The organism is Fervidibacillus halotolerans, assembly GCF_026547205.1.
GTDB classification, from domain to species: Bacteria; Bacillota; Bacilli; order Bacillales; family Caldibacillaceae; genus Fervidibacillus; species Fervidibacillus halotolerans.
Map to the genome: position 1 here is coordinate 1373408 of NZ_CP106877.1, position 22849 is coordinate 1396256.

A 22849-nucleotide genomic window follows, 5' to 3' on the forward strand; every position below is an offset into this window, starting at 1 on the left:
TCAAAAGTTTATTTGTATACGGAAAGGAAAAGAATTATGAAAATACAACTAAAATTCAAAAATATATTCTTCATTCTACTTGGTGCTGCCATTTTTTCATTTGGGCTCGTTCATTTTAATATGCAAAATCAATTAGCAGAGGGAGGATTTACTGGAATTACTTTATTATTATATTTCCTATTTCATATCAATCCTTCCTTTTCCAATTTGATATTAAACATCCCCGTATTTTTTTTAGGTTGGAAGTATTTAGGAAGGAGCACCTTTTACTATACAATCATTGGAACAGTAGCTGTTTCCATATTTTTGGAGATCTTCCAACGGTATCAGTACGAAATTCCATTAAATGGAGATTTAACCTTAGCGGCCTTATTTGCTGGTGTTTTTATCGGGATTGGACTTGGAATCATTTTTCGAAATGGTGGGACAACGGGGGGCGTTGATATCATTGCCCGTTTAGTACAAAAATATATCGGTTGGTCGATTGGAAAAACCATGTTCATATTCGATACGAGTGTCATTACGTTGTCAGTTATCACCTATTTGAATCCAAGACAAGCGATGTACACCCTCGTTGCTGTATATATCGCTGCGAGAGTAATCGATATTATTCAAGAAGGAGCTTATGCTGCAAAAGGCGCGTTTATCGTATCCGACCGACATGAGGAAATCGGAAAACGAATCATTAGCGATTTAAATCGGGGAGTAACTGTCCTACACGGTCGTGGATTTTATTCCAAAAAGACAAAAAACGTGTTGTACTGTGTAGTTGCTCAAAACGAACTCGGTTCTTTGAAAAATTTAGTTAATTCGGTCGATCCCCATGCTTTTATTACGATATCTAACGTCCACGACGTACTAGGTGAAGGTTTTACCCTCGATGAAAATAAAAATCCAATCGAGCGATAAAAAAGATAAGGAGTTCGCACTTCAGATAAATAGTCGATAATAGGGAAAGGGGCTGTTCAAAATGAACTGCCCCTTTCTTCGCATTTTAAATTCGATTGATATCATTTCGATAACGGCGCTTTCCGCGGGCACGTCGCAAGCTCGCCTGTTGGATCTTCGGCTCGTGCTGTTCCCGCTAGAGTCGCCGTCATCTTTCCCTTCAAAAACTAAGGAACTGAACGGACAGTCCCTTTTTTATAAAATCGTGTGAAATTCTTCTTTTATAGAATTATTTATTCCTCTCCCCTCATTCCGACAAACATGAGGACGAAACGTAACAATTCCAATAAGGCGACAGCAGCGGCGGCTACATATGTCAAAGCAGCGGCATTTAAAACTTTTCGGGCACCTCTTTCCTCTTCATTACGTATCAAGCCTAATGAAACGACCTGATCCATCGCCCGACTTGAGGCGTTGAATTCCACCGGTAACGTGACAACTTGGAAAAGGACAGCTGCTGCCATTAAAACGATTCCGAGAAGAATCATTTCATAAAATTGCATGATCATCCCTAAAATCAATAGAATATAGGATGCGTTCGATCCAAAACTAGCAACTGGAACAAGGGATGAGCGAAAACGTAAAAATGCATAATCCTCTTGATCTTGCAATGCATGACCGACTTCATGGGCGGCAACTGCAGCCGCAGCAACAGAATTACCTCGATAATTCGCTGAAGATAAACGAACGGTCTTCGTTCTTGGATCATAATGATCACTTAAAAATCCGCTATATTCTTCAATACGTACATCATATAATCCATTCGCATCCAAAATTCGTCTAGCTACTTCATATCCGGTAGCACCGGTGGAATTAGCCACTCGTTGAAACTGATTGTACGTATTTTTCACCCTTACACTTGCCCAAATGGGGATGATAGAAATAATCATAAAGTATATTAAATACTCGACCATCGACTACCTCCTGTAAATTCTATTTTCTATTTATTATCAATCTTATTCAATATAAGACGAAGAGTCAATATTTTTGCTACTTTTCAACTGCTTCCGTTTCATCTTCTCACCTTTATATTTTTTCCACCCTGCATACGTTAATGTTAAAATAATCATGCCTCCCGTAGAAATAATGACCCACCAAAGGGAAGGATCCGCTTCATCTTTATGATAGTTATGAAATAGGGCCTGAACCATGCTTTGCAATTTTTCCAACTCAATGGACAATTCCCCGTTTACAAGTAAGGAGTCGGCGTTTTGCTCTAAGTATTGAATTTGTGCATCGGCGATTTTTACTTTTTCAATTGGAACATCGAGAATGATTCCCGGATAAACGGTGTCATAAATCTTTAAAAAGGCTTGAAAGGCTCCTTGAAATTGTCGTTTATTATCTACTGATTTTTTTGCATCTTGGAGGGTTTCCATAATAACGGATTCCATGTCAAACCAGAGAGGATCGTGTTCTGTGGCCAAGGCGTCGGTTGTTAAACGAAATTTTGTCAAAACTCTTATGAGATCATCTTCGTCTACTTGGTCCGATTCTAATAATTTCTTAGCTTGAAAAAAGGCAACCCGTAATATTCTTTGCTCATCCACCGTTAGTGGGAGCTCATCGTATTCGAATGTATCAATCAGTTCCCCCATTTTATTGACAATCATTTTCGTTTCTTCGTACCGTTTTAATTTGGCGAAGTAGAGGGCTTCATCAGCCATCTGATCGATCGTGGGTAATTCTCCCTGATCATTGTTAGCGTAAATAGGTACGTTTAAAGAAAAGACGGAAATAACAGTTATGATTAGAACGACGATTCCCTTCATCTATAGTCCCCCCTACATATACCTATTTCAATTTATGTAAGGGTGGACAAGAGTAGACCAAATTTTTTCTGCTAAATCACGTTCAAATCTTTTCTTTTTGTTCGAAGACTGAAATAATAAGCAATACCGATAGAAGCAATGCTTAGCCAAAAAGTAAAATAGCCGATTTGTGGAATATATTCGTCCAAGGATCGATATCGAGGATACATGAAAAACACATAGTCGATTATATCATTATGTAGCGTCCATAATCCGGCAATACATAAATGTTTGATTTTCATTCGATAATACGGGGAGTATAACAATCCTTGTAGTGCCATCGCAAAATGGGAAGCGATTAACATGTATCCTTCCCAAGGTAAATATCCTGATACATACAAAGTGAGAATATTCATCACCACAGCCCAAATCCCGTACTTAAATAGGGTGATCAACGCCAAAGCTTCCATGAGCGGCCAATGGTCTTTTCGCAAAAACGCGATTAAGACAAACACAAAAAAAAGGCTGGCTGTCGGACTATCTGGAACAAAGGGGATAAAAATCAAAGGGGTTTCAGCTAATTGATTACCATACCATATATATCCATACATCGTTCCAATGATATTTACGATCAATAATAAAGTTAAAAAAGAACGGTCTGTTAATAAAAACTGAAGCTTTGCCAAGCAAATTCACTCCATTATTCGTTTATATGTTTATTATAAACATTTTTGAAAAAAATGGGAGTGTAAAAAAAACCGACGTAGCACCCGTCGGTTCATTCACTTTCATTAACACTAAGGATAAATTCAGCCAATTGCTCTAATTCTTCTTCCGTTCCATTAAAAATATTAGCAGGCATACTGCCGATTCCATTTACTGCGATGTCTTTAATTTCATCGGCTGTTCGATCTATACCGGTCAATGCGGGATTCGTTCCAACCCCTTCTAAGTTCCCCCCATGGCAAGATATACATGTTTGTTGTTGATATACCTCATAACCCGGATGTGATTTGTCAACTTCAACAATTTCTTTAATCTCCCCTTGCCTTTTAGCAGCTTCCCAATCATGGGTAGATATCGCTTCCCAAGTCAAGTAAAAAATTGCCGCTACAGCTAACAACATAAAACCGGTAGCAATCGGGCGATCCTTTGGTCTTCTTTTCGGACCTCGATCAAGAAAAGGAGCTAATAATAGGGCCGTGAAAGCCAGTCCCGGTATAACAAAAGCACCCAAAAAATTGTAATCACCAGATGCGTAGGAATATTTTAACAATTGATACAAAAACATAAAATACCAATCGGGAAGTGGGATGTACGTCGTGTCCGTTGGATCTGCTATTCTTTCCAATGGTGCCGGTTCAACGATGGTTAAGCAAAGAAAACCTATTAAAAAAACTGCACCGACAATCCATTCCTTTAATAAGAAATCGGGATAAAAGGCTTCCGTTTTCCCTGGATATTCCGAATAATCTTTCGGAATATTCGGTTTTCGATGACTCGCGGGAACACGGGAATCTCCTACGAATTTCATTCCCTTTCCTCTATGCATAAATTCTTCCCCCTCCTTTGTTCACACAAGCAAACGAATGACTACGTTCACAGAAATGACCCGCATATTATAGCGGTCCCGAAATTCCTTGTTTCCGAATCATTAAGAAATGAAGTCCAATTAATACGAGTAATGCTGCAGGTAAAAAGAATACGTGAATGGCGAAAAACCGTGTTAATGTCTGGGCACCAATAATATGCTCATCACCGGCTAATAATGTTTTTAAAAGATCCCCAATTAGTGGAGTGGACTGGGCAATTTCTAACGTTACCTTCGTAGCAAAAACCGCTTTCATATCCCACGGAAGTAAGTAACCTGTTAAACCTAACCCTAACATGACGAAAAAGATGAGTACACCTACAATCCAGTTCAATTCCCGTGGCTTTTTATAAGCGCCTTGGAAAAACACCCGTAAAGTATGTAAAAACATCATTACGATCACAATACTCGCACCCCAATGATGCATTCCCCGAACGATTTGTCCATAAGCGACTTGATTTTGCAAATAATAAACGGATTCCCAAGCCCGTTCCACATCGGGGACATAATACATCATTAAAAACATCCCTGACAAAATCTGGATCACAACAACGAAAAATGTTAACCCCCCAAAACAATAAACAAAAGCACTAAAATGATGGGCTGGGTTGACGTGTTCGGGTACTTCGTGATCAGCAATATCCCTCCATAACGGGGTAATATCTAAACGCTCATCAATCCAATCATACAATTTCGTTAACATCCATCATCACCCCTTAACCTCTTTTGCTCGGGTACTTAAGTACAAGTAACCGTCTCGAATTTCATAATCGTATCGATCGAGCGGAGCCCTCGGTGGTGTATTCGGTACATTCTCCCCATCTTTGTAATACAAACCTTTATGGCAAGGACAGAAATACATGTTCGGATGATTTTCACTACTGTTCCATTCCACATTGCATCCCAAATGTTTACAAACGGGCGAATGGGCGATGATTTCCCCGTTTTCATCTTTATATACCCAAGCAAATTGGGTCGTTTCTTTTTCGTACCAACCATCTTTTTGTTTAAAAGAAAATTCCACTTTTTTCGGTTCGTTCGTTAATTCATCCACCTTCAGATTTGTATTAATCAAGTCACTGCCTTCCTTAGGCTGTAAAACTGGGTCAGCAGCAAATCGCAAATTGGGAAGGGTTATAGATGATAACATAAATCCGCCTACTCCCATTAACGTATAGACTAAAAATTGCCTTCTCGTCACTTGTTGTTTGTCCTGTTTCTCCAATCCAATCCCCCCTGTTTTCGTTAACAAGACATTTTCATCATAATCGAAATAATCAATCGACGCAATTATCAAAATTCCCTAAATCGATTACATTACGTTGAATTTTCCAATTTTAATCATTATGCCACATCTCAACAATTTGTGGGAGCAGTTTTTTTACTTGATTTTGAACCATCGTCCATTTATATGGATCATCTAAATGGCGTAAAGGAACGCTCGGAATTCGAAAATATTTACAATCAAACTCCTCGGCCACAGACACCCATAAATCCTCCGTTCCGATGAAAAGGAGATGTTTAAAAACATTGTTGTTCAAACTTTCTACCCATAATCGAAACCAATTTTTCCTTTGTTCCTTTTGGAAGGATGTGGCATAGGATAAAGGTGGTAAAAGGAGAATTCTACCTTTAAACTGCTTTTCGATTTCCATCGAGATTCGTTGGATCCATTCATTGTCATTGCCAGAATCGATACCTTTTTGATCAAAAGATATAGATATAATTGGAATCAAAGCGGTATCAATATATTCCTTCGATTGTAAATATACGACAGCTTCTTCGGCTGTCCAACGCATCCCCCCCACCTCCTCAGTTAAAGGGAAACATTCGGTGAAAGGCAGTCGGTTTTCACCATTTTCATATTTTTTACATTTCATATTTCAAATATATATTAGCATAGACAAAGATTTAAAATTGAATAATTTGTGAACATTTTTAGACATTTTTGTGTCTTTTTTCACGTTTTCATCAATTTTTTAACCGTTTTCAAATGGCTTTTTTCTTTCAATACTTTTGAACGTGAATTTTTCGTGTCGAATTTGAATATTTTATTAAGCAGTCATGGAAATGAACTTCTTTCTTTTTTCTTGAAACATTTTCAAAAAAAAAGTACCCAAGGGCGGGTACAAGGCGATTTCTTTCCAACGATTAATTCGGTAGTTGATCGAGTACTTTTCTTAATTGACTGGATAGTGTTAAAAATTGTTGTTGATCCTTTTCATCCAATGCCCGATCAATTTCTTTTTTTAATTTTTCTACTTGGAATTGAATAAGGGAATATTGTAAAAATTGTTCCACTAGTTGCCGATCCTTTTCAGAAATTTGAATGAAATCGGGCATAAAAGGATTTTCTTCCAAAACAAGGGCGTATTGGTACGAATGATGAACGGCTTTAAAATTCAATTGTATATAAATATCTTGATCGCGATTTAAACGAATATCGTGGAAAGACTTTTCGGCGTCCGTTGTCATTACAGAATTTTTATAAAAGCGAAAAGGAACATCATCTACACATTGGGTGGACATCACTAATCCCCGTGGACAATATCGGGCATTTTCTACAAAATGTACCTTTTCCATTAACTGATCGTGACTCATCAAATAATTAAGAATCCAAACACATTCCCGTCTTTTCAATTGATAATTGTTTAAAAACCAACGAATAAACTCTTTCTTTTCATAAACGGATACCGGAGTCGCCACATTCTTCCCCCCTTTACAAATGGAATACGTATCTCTAGCGGTTTACTTCCAACCGCTCTAGAACATCGATGTATTCAACATTTGTCGGATCAATTTGTAATAATTGTTTAAATACTTCTATAGCATCCCCTTTATTTCCTTCTTCCAAAAGGAAAAATCCATAATTCTGTAAGAATTCCTCGTTTTCTTTGAGATATTTATATGCTTTATTATATGCATTTAATGCTTCTGAATATTTTTCTTCATGTTGGCAAGAAACAGCATAATCCCACAAAAGATCCGGATCCTCTTCCCCACCGTTAATTAAAGGTTCCATTCGTTCGTTCGCCTCTTGATATCGACCTTGCTGAAACAATAAACGATTGAATGCCAACATGGCTTCCACATAATCCGGATCTAATTCTAACGATTTTTGAAAATAGTCTTCAGCTTCATTCAAAAGTCCTAATTTTACACATAAATTACCGGCAAAATAGACCAATTCTTTTTGAAAAGGGTTGATATTGATTCCTTCTTTAGCCACCTCTAGGGCAGACTTATAATCCCCTATTTTTTCATAAGCTTCTGATAAAGGGAAATAAGCACTTTCATAGTCCGGATCTAACGTCTTAACTTCCTTTAGTTTTTCAATTGCTCCTTCATATTGACCTGATTGAAACAGGGTAAAGCCATAGCCGAACAACATGTCTACCGTTATTTTATCTTCCAGTGCTTTCTCATAGAAGGGAAGGGCCTTTTCAAACTCTCCTGCAGTGCTGTAAATTTCCGCCAAACGGGCGTGAATATTTACACCATCAATTGTATCGGTTTTTTCTAACACTTTTTCATATTTATACACCGCTTCAGCAAATTTTCCTATCGATGAAAAAAACTCACCCATGGCAAACTGAATCAAAGGCTCATCAGGTAATATTTTTTCCGCTTCCCGCAATTTTTGTTCGCATACTTCATATAACCCTTCATTCTCATATAAATCAGCAGAGAGGAGAAGGGATTCCACATAAACGGGATCATCCTTTTTAATCTTTTCCAATGTGAGAAGGGCTTTTTCACCCTCGTCCAATTGAATATACACTTCGGCCAAATCGACCAGCAATTCACCCTCATTCGGATATCGTTCCAGTAATTTTTTATAAAGGGGAATGACTTCCTCTAAAAAGCCAAGATTTTTCAGTTGTTCAGCAAGTACATAAATTTCCCTTTCATCACCGTTTTTCAATATATCGTCTTTTAATTTCATCGCTTTTTGAAGATTACCGTTTTCTAATGCATGTAATATTTCTTGAATCCGATTCATATGTTAAACTCCTTTATTTCTACGATTTGTTCATCATTATGATTGAAAAAATGAGGGGCGATGGATGATGATCTCTTCCCCTTTATTTGGATTGTAAAAAAACGTATTTTTCACTCGTATAATTTCTCCCTTATGAACGGTTATAACAAGATTGGAACGTTCAAGGGTGATCGGTTTTCCTTTTTCAACAATCCATTGATTATCATCTGTTAAAAATAAATTGTAACTAAGTTCTCCACCTGTTTGCAAGTATCCTTTCAACGGATAAATACCGATCTTTTTAAGTACATCAATAGGGATTGGTTCCCCCTCTTTTAACGGTTCTGTGATATGAGGGATTTTTTCTTTCTCCATAACAAACTGCCACGTTTCTAAAAGTTTCGGTTCATCCTTCGCCGGGGCGGGGATTAACGGACAATTGTATGGAAATAATGCTTCCCGGATCCACCCCCAAGGAATTTTGTACAAATCTCTTTTATCTTGAAATTCAACAAAAATAGCAGGTATTTTTTCCCTTTTGCACGTTTGAATAAAAGGAACGGTAAGTAAACGAATAGGGATACGGACAGCAGCTACGTAGTCCATTGGTGTATGATGAAAAAAACGACGAATAGATTCCCGTTTTTCCAACAGTTCGTTCAAATACATCACTTTCTCCACCGCAATGACGGTTGTACAACCTTTTAATAAAAAACGTTGCAAAAGGTCATTTTTTTTTGAATATCCATCCTTTTGATTCGGCAGTTGATGTAGGAGAAAGACGTACGTAGGTGTCATTATAAATTCTTTCAAATCCATTCTTATATACCGATATTTGGAAAAACTCGGTTGGACTGATGTAATTTTTTCACCATTGACCAAAAGAGATGTCCGTATCAATTCATTGTTCTTTAAAACATTGGCATTTTCAATGATATATGTCATAAAACCACCCCCACTGGTCTTATGACAAGCTATGAAAAAAAACCGATATTTATGACCGGTTTTCCATATGATTTAACTGATTTTTTTTATTTGCTCGAAAAAGTTCGGATAGGAAATATTCGTGCACTCATAATTTTCGATAACCACTTGTTCGTCAGTTAATAAACTCGCTATTGCTAACATAATCCCGATTCGATGATCCCCATGACTATCGACATAACCACCTGAAAGTTTCGTTTTCCCTTTAATAATCATGCCATCTTCAGTCGCCTCAATTTTAGCTCCTAATTTCTTCAATTCGCCAACGACGGTAGAGATTCGATTCGACTCTTTTACCCTTAATTCCTTTGCATCTTGTATAACCGTCGTTCCTTCTGCTTGGGTCGCTAGTAAAGCAATAATCGGTATTTCATCGATGAGCCGTGGAATCAAGTCACCTCCGATAGTCGTTGCAACTAACGAGGAAGACCGAACACGTAAGCTTCCCCGAGGCTCCCCCTTTTCGTACTTCTCAATGATGTCAAAGTTACCGTTCATTCGTTTTAATACATCGAGAAGTCCGGTTCTTGTCGGATTTAACCCGATATTTTCAATGACTAAATCAGCCTTTTTCACCATAGCTCCTAATGCGATGAAAAAAGAAGCGGATGAAAAATCTCCCGGTACATGAATGTTCGTACCGTTTAGTCGTTGATTTCCTTTAATTTTCAACGTTTTCCCATGTTGCTCGATTTGGCCACCAAACTGTTCCAACATAATTTCCGTATGATTTCTCGAAGGGGCGTTTTCAACAATCATCGTATCCCCTTCCGCATGCAAGGCGGCGAAAATGAGGGCGGACTTCAATTGGGCGCTAGCAACCGGCAAATGATATCGAATTCCCTTTAGTCGTCTTCCTCGAATAGAAATCGGTAAATATTTTCCACGTTCCCTTCCGATTATTTCTGCTCCCATTTTTTGTAACGGCTTGACGACTCGTTCCATCGGGCGACGATTCAAAGATCGGTCCCCACTTAACACCGTATAAAAGGAGGAACCGGCAAGAATTCCTAGCATCAGCCTTGCAGTCGTACCTGAATTTCCAACATATAATATGTCGGTCGGTTCTTTAAAATGGGCTAGCCCCTTTCCTTCAATAAACAGTCGGTCAGCTTCTGCTCGAATCGGTACCCCTAGTTTCCGAAAGGCATCGACCGTTCGTAGGCAATCATCCCCATTTAAAAAATTCGTAACCTCCGTTAAACCTTCTCCGAGGGCTCCGAACATAACCGCCCGATGGGAAATCGATTTATCCCCTGGAACAGTCATTACCCCCGTTAGTTTTTCTATATAATCGGGAATAGCCAATTTTCCCACAAAAGGAAACCACCTTTCTTCATAAAGATTCTACAATTTGTTTTACCCTATATCTGAAATAAAGGTCGCTAACGTTTGCAAAATGGTTTCATCGTCGATTTCCTTCAATATCGGTTGTCCGATTTTTTCCAACAATACAAAGTTGCATTTTCCCATTTTCGTTTTTTTATCATTTTTCATTCGATTTAATAAACGAACAGGAGCCGCCTTTCTGATTATCGTTAAGTCAAAGCCGATCCGTTCTACCCATTCTTTAAATTGCTTTTCCGAAATCGCCAAGTTATAAAAAAGTTGACTCAAACGAAGGGCGTATACAATTCCGATTAATACGGCTTCACCGTGGGTAATTTTCCCATAACCGAGTTCATTTTCTAAAGCATGGCCGAGCGTATGCCCAAAGTTTAAATACGCCCGCAATCCACGTTCCCGTTCATCCATTTCAACAATTCTTTTTTTCGTTTCAATTCCTTGAACTAATGGCCTAACTACATTTTCTATATTAATATCGTAATCATCTCGAACCGTCCGTTGTAATTCGTCGAAAAAGGGTTGTTTGGAAATCAACGACGCCTTAATAATTTCTGCAAAACCCGATCGCCACTCTCTTTTAGGTAATGTTTGCAAAAAGGGTAAATGATAAAAGACCGCTTTCGGATGATGGAATGCACCGATTAAATTTTTTCCTAGCGGGTGATTAATTCCCGTTTTTCCTCCAACAGAACTATCGTGGGCTAAAAGGGTTGTAGGAACTTGAATAAACGGGACACCTCGAATATAGGTTGCTGCACAAAAACCGGTTAAATCACCGACAGCCCCTCCCCCAAAAGCGATAAAAAGGGCGCTCCGATCGAGCCTTTCACCGATTACATACGTTAACACGTCCCGATATACGTCCATCGACTTTGCTTTTTCACCGTTAGGCGTTATAAATTGACAGCGAGGAATTGAATCCGGTATAGCTTTCAAAAGGGTATCCATATGTAAAGAACTTACGGTTTCATCGGAGATAATACATAATTTGGACGGAGGATTCGATTGCAAATATGACGTTAATTTTTCCAAAGCATGATGACCGATATTTACAAGATACGATTGATCCCCTAGTTGAATAGGAATCGTTTTTTCCATTAAAATTCCCTCGCTTCTTTTCGGTAAACATTCAATTGTTCCTTCAATTGGTCAAACCGGTCAGAATAAAACTGTTCCACCAACGCATTCGCTAATTCCCAAGAAACGACATGGCTACAAACGACCGATGCACTCGGTACCGCACAATTATCCGATCGTTCAATACTCGCATTGAAGGGTTCCTTCGTTTCAATATCGACGCTCTTTAATGGTCGGTATAAAGTCGGAATTGGTTTCATAACCCCTCTTACAACAATCGGCATACCTGTTGTCATTCCCCCTTCAAATCCTCCGAGTCGATTCGTTCGACGATAATAACCCCTTTCCCGATCCCAAAAAATTTCATCCTGGACCTCGCTACCTTTTCTCCTGCCTGCTTCAAAGCCGAGACCGAATTCTACTCCTTTAAATGCATTAATACTAACAATAGCTCCTGCAATTTTAGCATCCAATTTCCGATCGTAATGAACGTAGCTTCCGATTCCCGGAGGCATTCCGTCAGCGACAACTTCTACGATTCCGCCCACTGAATCGCCGCTTTTTTTCGCCTGATCGATGGCGTTGATCATCTCCTTTTCCGCCTCCGAATCAAGGCACCGAACGGGAGAACGATTCGCCCGTTCATCCAACTCAATCGGATCAATGAAATCCGTCTGGCGAGCTTTCACACCACCAATTTCAATCACATGGGAACCGACTGATATACCCAATTCGGCCAACAATTTTCGTGCAACCGCGCCGGCAGCTACCCTTGCAGCCGTTTCCCTAGCGGAAGAACGTTCGAGAACATTTCGCAAATCCCGATGACCATATTTAATTCCTCCACTTAAATCCGCATGACCCGGTCGAGGTTTCGTCACTTTTCGTTTAATTTCCGTCTCCTCTTGTAAAGGTTCAACGGCCATAATTTGTTTCCAATGTTGAAAATCTTTATTTTCTATGTATAACGCTAAAGGAGAACCTAATGTTTTCCCATGTCTAACCCCTGCGGTTATTTGAATCCGATCCTTTTCGATATCCATCCTTCGCCCTCGTCCATAGCCCTTTTGTCTCAATGATAAAGAACGGTTGATATCTTCTTCACATAGGGGCATTCCAGCGGGTAACCCTTCAATAATAATCGTCAATCCAGGTCCATGGGATTCACCAGCTGTTAAAAATCGCATCCTTTCACCTCCGAATCATCCAAATAATCACTCATTGTAACCTTTTCGTTTAGGAAGTTATCCTTTCCTAATAAAAACCTATCGTATATTTTTCACTTTTTTATAAAAAAACGTTTCAATTGGGCTAAAACCGTACTGACTCGCATTAAAAATTTGTTCGGTACTTCCGACAAAAAGGATGCCACCGAGATTTAACGCATCGCTAAACTTCCGATATAGTTCGGTTTTTGCCTGTTCAGTAAAATAAATGAGGACATTTCGACAAACGATTAAATCGAACTGATGGTCAAAAGGATCGGCAAGCAAATTATGTTTTTTAAAAGTGACGGTTTTCTTTATTTTTTCATCAATAATATACACATGATTCTCTTTTCGGAAAAATTTTCGTTTCATATCCTCGGGAACTTCATTTAATGAACGTTCATTATATACCCCTATTTTCGCCTTTTGCAAAGCATTTTCATCAATATCCGTAGCTAAAATTCGAATTTGCTCTAAAGGAATATAATGGCTTAACACCATCGCAATCGTATACGGTTCTTCCCCGGTTGAACAGGCAGCGCTCCATATTTTTAACCGTTTGGAACGTTTCAATAAATCCGGGAGTATTTTATTTTGTAAAACTTCCCACCGATTTCGGTTTCGATAAAACTCGGAGACATTGATCGTCATCCGATCCAAAAATGCGTTATATAATTTTTCATCCTTTACCATCGCATTAAAAAATTCAGTGAAGGAACGGAATCCATTTTTTTCATAAAGGGACGTTAACCTTCGCTTCATTTGTGTTTCTTTATATAAAGATAAATCAATGCCGGTTTTCTTTTTTACTTTTTGTATAAATTGAGCGTATTCATCTACCATATATTCCTCTCCCAATTTTCCTTTTCCAAGGGATGTATTTCCCGGTAAATAGAAAACAACCCAAAAGGGGCGGGTTGTTTTCCGTTTAATACATCCAGTTATCGATTATTTTTTCATAGGAAACGAGTTCTTCTTCCTTAAAAAACAAAGAAATTTCCCTCTTTGCACTTTCCTCCGAATCGGATCCATGAATGACGTTTTTACCGACCGTAAGTGCAAAGTCACCGCGCACCGTACCAGGATCTGCATCTTTCGGATTTGTGGCCCCCATCATTTTTCGCGCTTCTGAAATGACATTTTCTCCTTGCCAAACCATGGCGAAAACAGGACCGGACGTAATATAGGAAATAAGTTCATCATAAAAAGGTTTTCCCTTATGCTCGCCATAATGTTTTTCCGCTAATTCACGAGAAAGTTTCATCAATTTGGCCCCGACAAGTTGGAATCCTTTTCGTTCGAATCTCGATACGATTTCACCGATTAAGTTCCTTTGAACACCGTCGGGTTTTACCATTAAAAATGTTTTTTCCATCGTATCTCCCACCCTATTAGTATAATTGTTTTGTCTCGCAAAAACCATATTATCACGCTCTACTATTCATTGCAATCTTTCAACGGAAGGAATTAATCCGTTTTCAAAATAGTTTAAATTAAAATTTCCGATTCCCAATAAAATCGACGATCGTTTGTAAAAGGGGTTTAACTTCGTGATTCGGTAATTCATCTAGTATTCGTAACGCCTTTTTTAAATATTGGCGAGTAACCGCAATGGATTGGTTGATCGAACCGGTTTCTTTAATTAATTGAATAATCCGTTCTAACACTTCCGGTTCTGTATACGCATGCACCTTTATGATTTCCTTTTTAATGGCTGGATTTTTCATGGCAAGTAACACCGGTAATGTAATATTTCCTTGAAGCAAGTCTTCTCCCACTGGTTTTCCTAATTTTTTCGCGGTGGAAGTAAAATCTAAAATATCATCGGTAATTTGGAAAGCCATACCGATATAATAGCCAAACCGGTACAATTTTTGATAAATGTGCTTTTCCGCTCCTGCAGCTAATGCACCTAATTGGCAACTCGCTGCAATTAACAAAGCAGTTTTTCTTTTAATTCGACGAAAATAAGTCGTAAATCGTTGATCAAAATTATACTTATCTTGAATTTGTTCAATTTCACCGATGCTTAATTCCACCATCGTTTTCGACAATACTTTGTGCACTTCATCCTCTTTAATATTTGTAATCACATCGAGGGATTTCGCTAGAATAAAGTCCCCTGTGTAAACAGCGATTTGATCGTCCCATTTCGCCTTCACAGTTGGGCGCCCTCTGCGGGTATAAGCATCGTCAATCACATCATCGTGGATGAGCGATGCCATATGAATTAGTTCTAGCGCAACAGCAACGTCCATTACCTTGTCAATATGGTAATTGCCGAATTTTCCAGATAAAATAACTAAAATAGGTCGGATCCGTTTCCCCCCCGCTTGCAAATAATGTAATGATGATTGCCTAAGTAAGGGGGATTCGGTATCCAATACCGATTCCAGTCGATTCTCGATTGATTTTAAATCGTTATGTAATAGTTTATATACGGTCGTATAATTCATTATTTCCATCCGATCAAATCTTTCCTTTTACTTTTTCTCTACTTTATGTCCTATATGTAAAGCGGCAACTCCACCAAAATATAGTTTGTAGGTGACTTGTTGAAATCCGACTTCTTCAAACATCGAAGCTAATTGTTTCGCGTTAGGAAATTCCCTCGCAGATTCTTGTAACCATGAATATTCCTTATAACTTTTCGCAAACAATTTGCCGAAAAACGGCATGATATATCGGAAATAAAAATAATAAATTTGTTTAAATCCGATGATCATCGGTTGGGACGTCTCTAAGCATGCAACGACTCCCCCGGGTTTTAAAACCCGATACATTTCACGCAAAACTTGAGAAGCATCCGGTACATTTCGTAAGCCGAAACCGATCGTCACGTAATCGAAGGAATCATTTTCAAAGGGCAACTCCATCGCATTTCCGTAAACGAGCGTAGCATTGGTAATTCCCTTTTCTTTCAATTTCCTTTCTCCAACGGCCAACATATTCTTACTAAAATCGAGCCCATATACTTCTCCCGATTCCCCGACCGCTTCGCTTAATGCAATCGTCCAATCTGCCGTTCCACAACAACAATCGAGGGCCCTTTTCCCTTGTTTCACTTGTAATCGTTTCATTGCGTCTTTACGCCAACGAATATGTTGACGAAAGCTAATAACCGAATTCATCCGATCGTATTGATTTGATATTCGTTCAAATACTTGAAGTACTTTTTCTTCCTTCGTTCTTCCCATAATGAAACTCCTATACATCGAATTTTAAATAAAAGACCGTTTCGCTTCTTCATCAAGATGGAAATCTGAACTCATCAAATGGAGTGGATCTGGCACTCCTTGAAAAGAACGTTTCAATCGTTCATAAACATTTTGTTCATATCGTTCAAACCATTGATCGATTGTTACACTCGTTTTTGTAACATGAAATGGATTTTTTTCGCCCATTAAGTAGGTCAGTATATAATCGACATATTTTTCCCGATTCATCTTTATCTGTTGATAGTGCAAATAGTCTTTTGAAACGGATTGCCAAAATTCATCTTGAAAAAAGGAAGCTAATTTTTGGTAAATAACCGTTTCAATCATTTGCATTTTTTCCATAAAACCTTGTAATGTCGACACTTCTTTGTTATATAGTTGAAGTTTTTTTTCATTGACGGTTTTTATCCCATCGGCCAAATCTTTAATCAATTGAATATTTGGAACAAAAGATAACATTCGATAATATAATCCGCTATAAAAATCCCCTGCTAACACAGTCAATTGCTTTTTTTGACGGGTTTCGTCTTTTACATGTATTAAATCGTGGGTGTCGAGTGCAATTTGAACGAGCATAACGGCCGTTGCATAGTTCATTAATTCCCTTTTTCGGAGATTTTGTCCATGTAAAATTGAAAGAACGAGACGTAACTTTTGCTCATCGATTTTCGGCGAATCGATGTTTTCCACCAAAAACGGATGATTAATTTCCTTTTCTATTTTCTCTTTTACTTGTTTCAATAATGAGTTGTCCCATTTCATAAAATCACCCTCAAGTTCCATTATCCTACATTTTCAGTGTTTATTATTATAACACAAGTATACATAGATCTTTCCGCTCCTTTGAAAATGGGACGACAAATATAAGCGGCAATTTAGCAATGGAACCGAAACAACTATGCATATTTTTTCATCTACTTAGCAACTACCACTTTCCGTATCCCCATAGGCAGTAAATATTTCTGCCTTTCCACGAATTTTTATAGCGGAAGTATGTTCGGTAAATTGGGCAATCATTACTTCACCCGCATCTAATTTTTCCGTATGGTGGAATTTCGTATCCGTTCCCCTCGTTAAACCGATTACATTGACACCATCTTCAAGTGCTTTAATGACAACGAAATCGGACGATTCGTTTGTTTTCCCCACCGCCAAGACCTCCTATGTTACAGTTTTTGTTTAATCAATTGTAAGACTTCCTGCCTTTGTTCAAAATCTGATTCAAATACTCCCCGAGCAGCAATCGTCACAGTTTTTGAACCAGGTTTTTTAATTCCCCTCATCGTCATACACATATGTTCGGCTTCTAAAATAACGATCGCTCCATGGGGATTTAATTTTTCCATAATCGCATCGACAATTGTTTTCGTAATTCGTTCTTGCAATTGAGGCCTTTTTGATACAACTTCAACAGCCCGAGCCAATTTACTTAAACCAACTACCCTTCCGTCCTTAGGCATGTATGCAACATGGGCATGGCCGAAAAAGGGAACGAGGTGATGCTCGCACATGGAATAAAAGGGTATATCTTTCACGAGAACAATTTCCTCATGGTCCTCGTGGAAAATCGTTTCAAAATATTCTTTAGGATCTTTGTCTAGTCCGGCAAACATCTCCTCATACATTTTCGCGACCCGTTTCGGGGTATCGATTAATCCTTCTCTATTCGGATCTTCACCAATTGCCTCCAAAATCATTCGAACGGCTTGTTCAATTTGTTGGAGATTTGCCTCTTTCATTCTTCCTTCCCCCTGTATTTCAAACTAAGGAAATCAAATTCCTATTTTATATCTATTTCATATTAGCACACCTTTTCTAATAGTAGCAAAAAAGAAAACTGAAATCGAGAAAGAATTCGTCAATTTTGATGGAAATGAATGAAAAAAATCTGGATGGATTCATTTTTTCTACCGAACCGGGAAAACCGATGTTGAACTTCGTAGGAACCATAGGGGCGATTTGCCTAGGAAAGAAGACAATAAAGGGGGGAAGCAAAATGGTCGCCTCCCCCCCACATATGGATAGTATGTAATTATTTTACAGCCTCTTTTAATGCTTTACCTGGTTTGAAAGCAGGAACTTTACTTGCTGCAATTTCAATTTCTTCACCGGTTTGAGGATTTCTACCTTTTCGAGCAGCACGTTCCCGAACTTCAAAGTTTCCAAAACCGATTAGTTGTACTTTTTCTCCATTTTTCAAAGCATTTAAAATCGAATCAAACACTGCTTCCACAGCTTTCGTAGCGTCTTTTTTGGAAAGATCAGCAGCTTCTGCCACTTGATTTACCAATTCTGTCTTGTTCATGCCTTTCACCTCCTCCCAATGGAAAGGTTGCGCAATAATATTGCATACTAACATCCAAATCTTTGTTCTAGTGAAAATTTCCTATAATGGAAAGATAAACAAGAACAATTCTGTAAAAAGATTATCACAATCGATATCTTATAGCAAGATAAAAACGAAATTTAAATAAAAACTTTTTCTCCATTTTAATTCTAAAGAATCATCTCCCTTTAAGGGAAAACTAAAATGATTGTATATTTTAATAAAGATGGTATATTGATATGGTATGTTTGGTTGAATCTACCTACTTTCTTCCCATTTTATACGCATTTTAAACACGAAAGACGTACTTTTTCATCGAATGACTGATTCAATATCTCCATTCATGAAAAAAAGACCCGAATTTCATGGGTCCTTATGTTTATAATATAATAGCAATTAAACCGCCAGAACCTTCGTTAATAATTCTTTCCAACGTTTCCTTTAATTTATAACGGGCATTTTCCGGCATTAATGCTAGTTTTGCTTGGATGCCTTCCCGAACGATGGAATTTAAATTACGTCCAAAAATATCCGAATTCCAAATCGAAAGGGGGTCGTCTTCAAAATCTTGCATCAAGTAGCGAACTAATTCCTCGCTTTGTTTTTCCGTACCGATAATCGGGGCAAATTCACTTTCTACATCAACTTTAATCATATGAATCGATGGAGCTACCGCCTTTAAACGCACACCGAATCGGGACCCTTGTCGAATGATTTCCGGTTCATCCAAACTCATATCTTCGATGGACGGTGCAGCGATTCCATATCCGGTTTGTTTTACCATTTTTAATGCTTCTGCCACTTGGTCGTATTCCCGCTTTGCATGGGCGAAATCTTGCATTAATTCTAGCAGATGATCCTTACCTCGAATTTCTACACCGACGATTTCCTTTAACACTCGATCGTATAGCTCATCGGGTGCATACAGGTCGATCTCCGCCACCCCTTGACCCATTTCCATTCCAGCCAATCCTGCTCTTTCGATAAAATCATAATCGGAAAAGGATTGAACGACTCGATCCACATCTCGCAAACGTTTAATATCTTTAACCGTTTCTTTTACCGCTTCTTGATAGTTTTCCCGAAGCCAATGATCTTCCTTTAACACCATTACCCAACTCGGTAAATTCACATTGACTTCCAACACAGGGAATTCATACAATGCTTCTCTAAGGACGTTATACACATCCCCTTCCCTCATGTTTTCTACGCTAATCGCTAACACCGGAATATCGTATTTTTCTTGCAGTTCCGTTCTGAGAGCTTCCGTGTCCCGATGGAAAGGTTTCGTCGTATTAATAATCATGATGAACGGTTTTCCAACTTCCTTTAATTCATTCACAATTCTTTCTTCTGCTTCGACATAATTCTCCCTTCCAATTTCTCCGATCGATCCATCTGTCGTAATGACCACTCCAATGGTTGAATGTTCTTGAATAACTTTCCTTGTACCGATCTCCGAAGCTTCTTGGAAAGGGATCGGTTCTTCATACCATGGTGTATGGACCATCCTCGGACCGTTTTCATCCTCGTACCCCTTCGCTTCACGAACAGCATACCCGACACAATCGACCAGTCGCACATTTACATGTAAACCTTCCTCTACTCGAACGGTAACGGCTTGATTCGGTACGAATTTCGGTTCTGTTGTCATAATCGTTTTTCCTGCAGCGCTTTGGGGAAGTTCATCTAAAGCACGTGCCCGATCCGCCTCATTTTCAATATTAGGAAGTACGACTAATTCCATAAATTTTTTAATAAAGGAGGACTTCCCCGTCCGAACTGCACCGACAACACCGATATAAACATCGCCGCCTGTCCGTTCAGCAATATCTTTAAAAATATCAACCTTTTCCAAAAAATCCCCTCCCGTTCGTCTATTACTGGGAAATTCATACCTTTTCCTATTGTTGACAGTATAAGTTTATGATGTTGTCCACTAGGCTTATGACAAATATTTATATTCTTTTCCTTTTAACCCCCTCTATTACAAAGATCATGGATTAAAAGTCTCTCGAATAAAAAAACCCTTCTCCTAAACTATATTTTTTAGGAAAAGGGTTATGACTAATTTTCAAATTTTTTCTCAAAAAAAATGGGTTCTCCTTCCTCATTAACGGTATATGGAAGGGAATATGCGGGAACGAAAATCGACCCTTCTGTCAATATCCAACGAATATCCTCGTTTTCTTTAAAATCCGTTTGATCCATTTCTTTCAAGCGGACGAGTAAATCCCCTGTATAATCGAGGAAAAGATCTCCGCGACCGTTGATTACAAAGGGAAGTTGTTGTCCGGTAAAAGGACTTACAATAAAAGGATCTTCATGATAGCCTAGTTTTGAAAAATCTAACGTGAATACATCCGCTGCTAATTGTTCTTTATACGGAGGATATTTTTTCGTGGACAACCGTAATTGTATTTCACGAATCTTCTCTACAATATGTAAATCGAAAATTTTTACTTTTGGATCGGTTTCAGCGTCAATGATTACGTATTGAAATATACCGCCATTTTCATAAGCATTTTTAGGAATTTCCGATAAATATTGTGGCACAATTCGTCGAAAATCGATTAAATATTTGATATATAAATCCGTATCTGCATCCTTCGTCTTAATAGGTAAAATACCATCGTTTTCCTTTTGAAAAGCAATAACGGCATCCTGTACCCGTTTGACCTCCGTTTCATCAGGAAATTTCGTCGATGGATCTTTCGGATATAAGCAACCCGTTAATAAAAGAGTGAAAACTCCAATTAAGACGAATAAACGAATGTTCAATTCATCTCACACCCCTATTCCGTCGTCGGACCAGAAAAGACAACTAAAATCATAATCACTCCAGCATAAATCATAAAACCGTATGCGATAATTGCCGTAATCACTTTCAAAAAACGCCTTTTTATTTTGTAACGACTAATGACAATGAACAAAACGGATAAAAACATCATACCGATCCCAATCAATGATATCCACATTTTCATTAAAGCTGGCGACATCATGCATCCCCCTTTTTTGACCGAATTCAAGCAAATATTCAAAATACGATTCTTTTATCCTCATTATTCTAAATTTTCCCCGATGTTCATTCTACCATAAATTTCGTTGACTGTAAGTTTAAAAGAAAATTCGATGTCCTCGTTAAATTTTTTGGAAAAAGGTACGTTAAAAAAAACTGAAGGAAAGCGGGCGCTCACAACTTCCCTTCAGCATCGAACGATTTTTACCCAACCCCGGTTCTATGATTTTTCATAGTAGTTTATGCAAAAAAAGAACGTACCGCATCATCGACTGCCTATTTCCTACAAATTGAATGTTTACACTCAAGTCCATTTTTCAAAGGAAGGCAGAAACGAACGACAAATATACCTTATTCCGTCAAAATATTGACTAAATCGTCCATCTCCGACGTTTTCATCCGAGTCATAAGTTCATCCACTGCAACTTTCGGATTCAAATCTTCAAATAAAACTTCATACAAAATCATCGTAATCGGCATTTTCACCTTATATTTTTCCGCCATTTGTCGAGCGGCTTTCGTCGTCCGGACCCCTTCAACCGCTTGACCTAATTTTTGGAGAATATCTTCAAGCTTTTCCCCTTTTCCGAGCATGTTTCCCGTTCGCCAGTTACGGGAATGGACACTCGTACATGTAACGATCAAATCTCCGATTCCTGCAAGACCCGAAAAGGTTAACGGATTCGCTCCTAGTTTTGTACCTAAGCGGGCAATTTCCGCCAATCCCCTTGTAATTAACGCAGCTTTTGCATTATCTCCATAACCTAACCCATCGGAGATCCCAGCAGCTAATGCGATAATATTTTTTAATGCACCACCGATTTCCACACCGACGATATCCGGATTCGTATACACTCGGAAATTCGGATTCATAAATAAATCTTGAATTCGTTCCGCTTCTTTCATATTTTTGGACGTTACGACAACGGTTGTTGGATGGCGGAGACTAACTTCTTCCGCATGGGATGGTCCGGACAAGACGACGATTGCATGTAGAAGGGATTCGGGCATTTCTTCTTCGATCATTTCTGAAATTCGTTTCAATGTTTCCGGTTCAATTCCCTTTGCTACATGGACGATCGTCACTTTCTTCGTTAATACGCCTTTGAGCTTTCGGACGACTTCCCTAATCGCCTTTGTTGGAACGGCAAGGACGATGGTATCAAGCCCTTCAGTGGAAACTTGTAAATCTGAATAAGCAGTAATTTGTTCAGGTAATTCAATATTCGGAAGATAGGTTTCATTTATCCTCGTTTCGTTCATTCGTTTCACTTGATCTTGATTATAACTCCAAAGACGAACTTCATGTCCGTTATCTGCCAATACGATGGACAGGGCAGTTCCCCAGCTTCCTGCACCTAAAACGGCGATTTTTTCAATATTTTTTCCCATGTTTTC

General features: G+C 38.5%; 26 protein-coding genes. 1 reads left to right on the plus strand and 25 read right to left on the minus strand.

Translation table 11 applies throughout. From position 1 onward, the window contains the following. Window positions 1-36 precede the first annotated feature (36 nt). Window positions 37-909 carry a YitT family protein gene (locus OE105_RS06500; protein ID WP_275421940.1) on the plus strand — a complete coding sequence of 291 codons (873 nt, stop codon included), beginning with the start codon at window positions 37-39 and terminating at the stop codon, window positions 907-909. Window positions 910-1181: 272 nt separating this feature from the next. Here the strand turns inward: OE105_RS06500 and OE105_RS06505 are convergent, their stop codons facing one another. From OE105_RS06505 to OE105_RS06625, 25 genes are all read right to left on the minus strand, one after another. Then, window positions 1182-1862: a zinc metallopeptidase gene (locus tag OE105_RS06505; protein ID WP_275421941.1), complete on the minus strand. Its 681-nt coding sequence runs from the start codon at window positions 1860-1862 to the stop codon at window positions 1182-1184. A 42-nt stretch (window positions 1863-1904) separates the two neighbouring features. Beyond that, complete coding sequence (locus OE105_RS06510; protein ID WP_275421942.1) at window positions 1905-2720, minus strand: sporulation protein YpjB; 816 nt, start codon at window positions 2718-2720, stop codon at window positions 1905-1907. A 71-nt stretch (window positions 2721-2791) separates the two neighbouring features. Then, window positions 2792-3385 carry a lipoprotein heptaprenylglyceryl N-acetyltransferase LhaT gene (gene lhaT / locus OE105_RS06515; protein ID WP_275421943.1) on the minus strand — a complete coding sequence of 198 codons (594 nt, stop codon included), beginning with the start codon at window positions 3383-3385 and terminating at the stop codon, window positions 2792-2794. Window positions 3386-3477: 92 nt separating this feature from the next. Next, window positions 3478-4251, minus strand: coding sequence for a menaquinol-cytochrome c reductase cytochrome b/c subunit (locus OE105_RS06520; protein ID WP_275421944.1), 774 nt, complete (start codon window positions 4249-4251; stop codon window positions 3478-3480). A gap of 67 nt (window positions 4252-4318) precedes the next feature. After that, entirely contained in the window at window positions 4319-4993 is a 675-nt protein-coding gene (gene qcrB / locus OE105_RS06525; protein ID WP_275421945.1) for a menaquinol-cytochrome c reductase cytochrome b subunit, read from the minus strand. A gap of 6 nt (window positions 4994-4999) precedes the next feature. Continuing rightward, complete coding sequence (locus OE105_RS06530) at window positions 5000-5458, minus strand: QcrA and Rieske domain-containing protein (RefSeq protein WP_275422116.1); 459 nt, start codon at window positions 5456-5458, stop codon at window positions 5000-5002. Between the two features lie 169 nt (window positions 5459-5627). Next, on the minus strand, window positions 5628-6089 hold the full coding sequence (locus tag OE105_RS06535; protein WP_275421947.1) for a DUF2487 family protein: 462 nt from the start codon (window positions 6087-6089) through the stop codon (window positions 5628-5630). Window positions 6090-6441: 352 nt separating this feature from the next. After that, window positions 6442-6996 (minus strand): ReoY family proteolytic degradation factor, encoded by a 555-nt coding sequence (locus OE105_RS06540; RefSeq protein WP_275421949.1) that lies wholly within the window; start codon window positions 6994-6996, stop codon window positions 6442-6444. 34 nt (window positions 6997-7030) lie between these two features. Continuing rightward, a complete protein-coding gene (locus tag OE105_RS06545; protein WP_275421950.1) occupies window positions 7031-8293 on the minus strand; it encodes a tetratricopeptide repeat protein in 1263 nt (420 codons plus the stop codon). Window positions 8294-8329: 36 nt separating this feature from the next. Continuing rightward, on the minus strand, window positions 8330-9217 hold the full coding sequence (locus OE105_RS06550) for a hypothetical protein (protein WP_275421951.1): 888 nt from the start codon (window positions 9215-9217) through the stop codon (window positions 8330-8332). A gap of 72 nt (window positions 9218-9289) precedes the next feature. Beyond that, window positions 9290-10573, minus strand: coding sequence for a 3-phosphoshikimate 1-carboxyvinyltransferase (gene aroA / locus OE105_RS06555; protein WP_338030926.1), 1284 nt, complete (start codon window positions 10571-10573; stop codon window positions 9290-9292). 42 nt (window positions 10574-10615) lie between these two features. After that, window positions 10616-11701, minus strand: coding sequence for a 3-dehydroquinate synthase (aroB, locus tag OE105_RS06560; RefSeq protein ID WP_275421952.1), 1086 nt, complete (start codon window positions 11699-11701; stop codon window positions 10616-10618). Continuing rightward, window positions 11701-12867, minus strand: coding sequence for a chorismate synthase (aroC, locus tag OE105_RS06565; RefSeq protein ID WP_275421953.1), 1167 nt, complete (start codon window positions 12865-12867; stop codon window positions 11701-11703). The genes aroB and aroC overlap by 1 nt, the downstream gene beginning before the upstream one ends. A gap of 78 nt (window positions 12868-12945) precedes the next feature. After that, window positions 12946-13731: a CheR family methyltransferase gene (locus OE105_RS06570; RefSeq protein ID WP_275421961.1), complete on the minus strand. Its 786-nt coding sequence runs from the start codon at window positions 13729-13731 to the stop codon at window positions 12946-12948. Between the two features lie 85 nt (window positions 13732-13816). Then, entirely contained in the window at window positions 13817-14263 is a 447-nt protein-coding gene (gene ndk / locus OE105_RS06575) for a nucleoside-diphosphate kinase (RefSeq protein WP_275421962.1), read from the minus strand. Window positions 14264-14381: 118 nt separating this feature from the next. Beyond that, entirely contained in the window at window positions 14382-15344 is a 963-nt protein-coding gene (gene hepT, locus OE105_RS06580; RefSeq protein ID WP_275421963.1) for a heptaprenyl diphosphate synthase component II, read from the minus strand. A gap of 27 nt (window positions 15345-15371) precedes the next feature. Next, window positions 15372-16085 (minus strand): demethylmenaquinone methyltransferase, encoded by a 714-nt coding sequence (locus OE105_RS06585; RefSeq protein WP_275421964.1) that lies wholly within the window; start codon window positions 16083-16085, stop codon window positions 15372-15374. Window positions 16086-16109: 24 nt separating this feature from the next. Continuing rightward, window positions 16110-16868, minus strand: coding sequence for a heptaprenyl diphosphate synthase component 1 (locus OE105_RS06590; RefSeq protein ID WP_275421966.1), 759 nt, complete (start codon window positions 16866-16868; stop codon window positions 16110-16112). Window positions 16869-17024: 156 nt separating this feature from the next. Further along, window positions 17025-17255 carry a trp RNA-binding attenuation protein MtrB gene (mtrB, locus tag OE105_RS06595; RefSeq protein ID WP_275421967.1) on the minus strand — a complete coding sequence of 77 codons (231 nt, stop codon included), beginning with the start codon at window positions 17253-17255 and terminating at the stop codon, window positions 17025-17027. Window positions 17256-17272: 17 nt separating this feature from the next. After that, window positions 17273-17845: a GTP cyclohydrolase I FolE gene (gene folE / locus OE105_RS06600; protein WP_275421968.1), complete on the minus strand. Its 573-nt coding sequence runs from the start codon at window positions 17843-17845 to the stop codon at window positions 17273-17275. A 293-nt stretch (window positions 17846-18138) separates the two neighbouring features. Then, window positions 18139-18411 (minus strand): HU family DNA-binding protein, encoded by a 273-nt coding sequence (locus tag OE105_RS06605; protein ID WP_275421969.1) that lies wholly within the window; start codon window positions 18409-18411, stop codon window positions 18139-18141. A gap of 400 nt (window positions 18412-18811) precedes the next feature. After that, complete coding sequence (gene spoIVA, locus OE105_RS06610) at window positions 18812-20290, minus strand: stage IV sporulation protein A (protein WP_275421970.1); 1479 nt, start codon at window positions 20288-20290, stop codon at window positions 18812-18814. Between the two features lie 209 nt (window positions 20291-20499). Further along, window positions 20500-21213, minus strand: coding sequence for a hypothetical protein (locus OE105_RS06615; RefSeq protein ID WP_275421971.1), 714 nt, complete (start codon window positions 21211-21213; stop codon window positions 20500-20502). Between the two features lie 14 nt (window positions 21214-21227). Next, a complete protein-coding gene (locus OE105_RS06620; protein ID WP_275421972.1) occupies window positions 21228-21431 on the minus strand; it encodes a DUF2768 domain-containing protein in 204 nt (67 codons plus the stop codon). A 371-nt stretch (window positions 21432-21802) separates the two neighbouring features. Next, a complete protein-coding gene (locus OE105_RS06625; protein ID WP_275421973.1) occupies window positions 21803-22843 on the minus strand; it encodes an NAD(P)H-dependent glycerol-3-phosphate dehydrogenase in 1041 nt (346 codons plus the stop codon). Window positions 22844-22849 lie beyond the last annotated feature (6 nt).

Excerpts from the sequence above, each read along its gene's own strand:
- OE105_RS06500 (WP_275421940.1), top strand. The coding sequence starts at position 37 with ATGAAAATACAACTAAAATTCAAAAATATATTCTTCATTCTACTTGGT.
- OE105_RS06505 (WP_275421941.1), bottom strand. The coding sequence starts at position 1,862 with ATGGTCGAGTATTTAATATACTTTATGATTATTTCTATCATCCCCATT.
- OE105_RS06510 (WP_275421942.1), bottom strand. The coding sequence starts at position 2,720 with ATGAAGGGAATCGTCGTTCTAATCATAACTGTTATTTCCGTCTTTTCT.
- OE105_RS06520 (WP_275421944.1), bottom strand. The coding sequence starts at position 4,251 with ATGCATAGAGGAAAGGGAATGAAATTCGTAGGAGATTCCCGTGTTCCC.
- qcrB (WP_275421945.1), bottom strand. The coding sequence starts at position 4,993 with ATGTTAACGAAATTGTATGATTGGATTGATGAGCGTTTAGATATTACC.
- OE105_RS06530 (WP_275422116.1), bottom strand. The coding sequence starts at position 5,458 with ATGGGAGTAGGCGGATTTATGTTATCATCTATAACCCTTCCCAATTTG.
- OE105_RS06535 (WP_275421947.1), bottom strand. The coding sequence starts at position 6,089 with ATGCGTTGGACAGCCGAAGAAGCTGTCGTATATTTACAATCGAAGGAA.
- OE105_RS06545 (WP_275421950.1), bottom strand. The coding sequence starts at position 8,293 with ATGAATCGGATTCAAGAAATATTACATGCATTAGAAAACGGTAATCTT.
- OE105_RS06550 (WP_275421951.1), bottom strand. The coding sequence starts at position 9,217 with ATGACATATATCATTGAAAATGCCAATGTTTTAAAGAACAATGAATTG.
- aroB (WP_275421952.1), bottom strand. The coding sequence starts at position 11,701 with ATGGAAAAAACGATTCCTATTCAACTAGGGGATCAATCGTATCTTGTA.
- aroC (WP_275421953.1), bottom strand. The coding sequence starts at position 12,867 with ATGCGATTTTTAACAGCTGGTGAATCCCATGGACCTGGATTGACGATT.
- OE105_RS06570 (WP_275421961.1), bottom strand. The coding sequence starts at position 13,731 with ATGGTAGATGAATACGCTCAATTTATACAAAAAGTAAAAAAGAAAACC.
- ndk (WP_275421962.1), bottom strand. The coding sequence starts at position 14,263 with ATGGAAAAAACATTTTTAATGGTAAAACCCGACGGTGTTCAAAGGAAC.
- hepT (WP_275421963.1), bottom strand. The coding sequence starts at position 15,344 with ATGAATTATACGACCGTATATAAACTATTACATAACGATTTAAAATCA.
- OE105_RS06585 (WP_275421964.1), bottom strand. The coding sequence starts at position 16,085 with ATGGGAAGAACGAAGGAAGAAAAAGTACTTCAAGTATTTGAACGAATA.
- OE105_RS06590 (WP_275421966.1), bottom strand. The coding sequence starts at position 16,868 with ATGAAATGGGACAACTCATTATTGAAACAAGTAAAAGAGAAAATAGAA.
- folE (WP_275421968.1), bottom strand. The coding sequence starts at position 17,845 with ATGAAAGAGGCAAATCTCCAACAAATTGAACAAGCCGTTCGAATGATT.
- OE105_RS06605 (WP_275421969.1), bottom strand. The coding sequence starts at position 18,411 with ATGAACAAGACAGAATTGGTAAATCAAGTGGCAGAAGCTGCTGATCTT.
- OE105_RS06620 (WP_275421972.1), bottom strand. The coding sequence starts at position 21,431 with ATGTCGCCAGCTTTAATGAAAATGTGGATATCATTGATTGGGATCGGT.
- OE105_RS06625 (WP_275421973.1), bottom strand. The coding sequence starts at position 22,843 with ATGGGAAAAAATATTGAAAAAATCGCCGTTTTAGGTGCAGGAAGCTGG.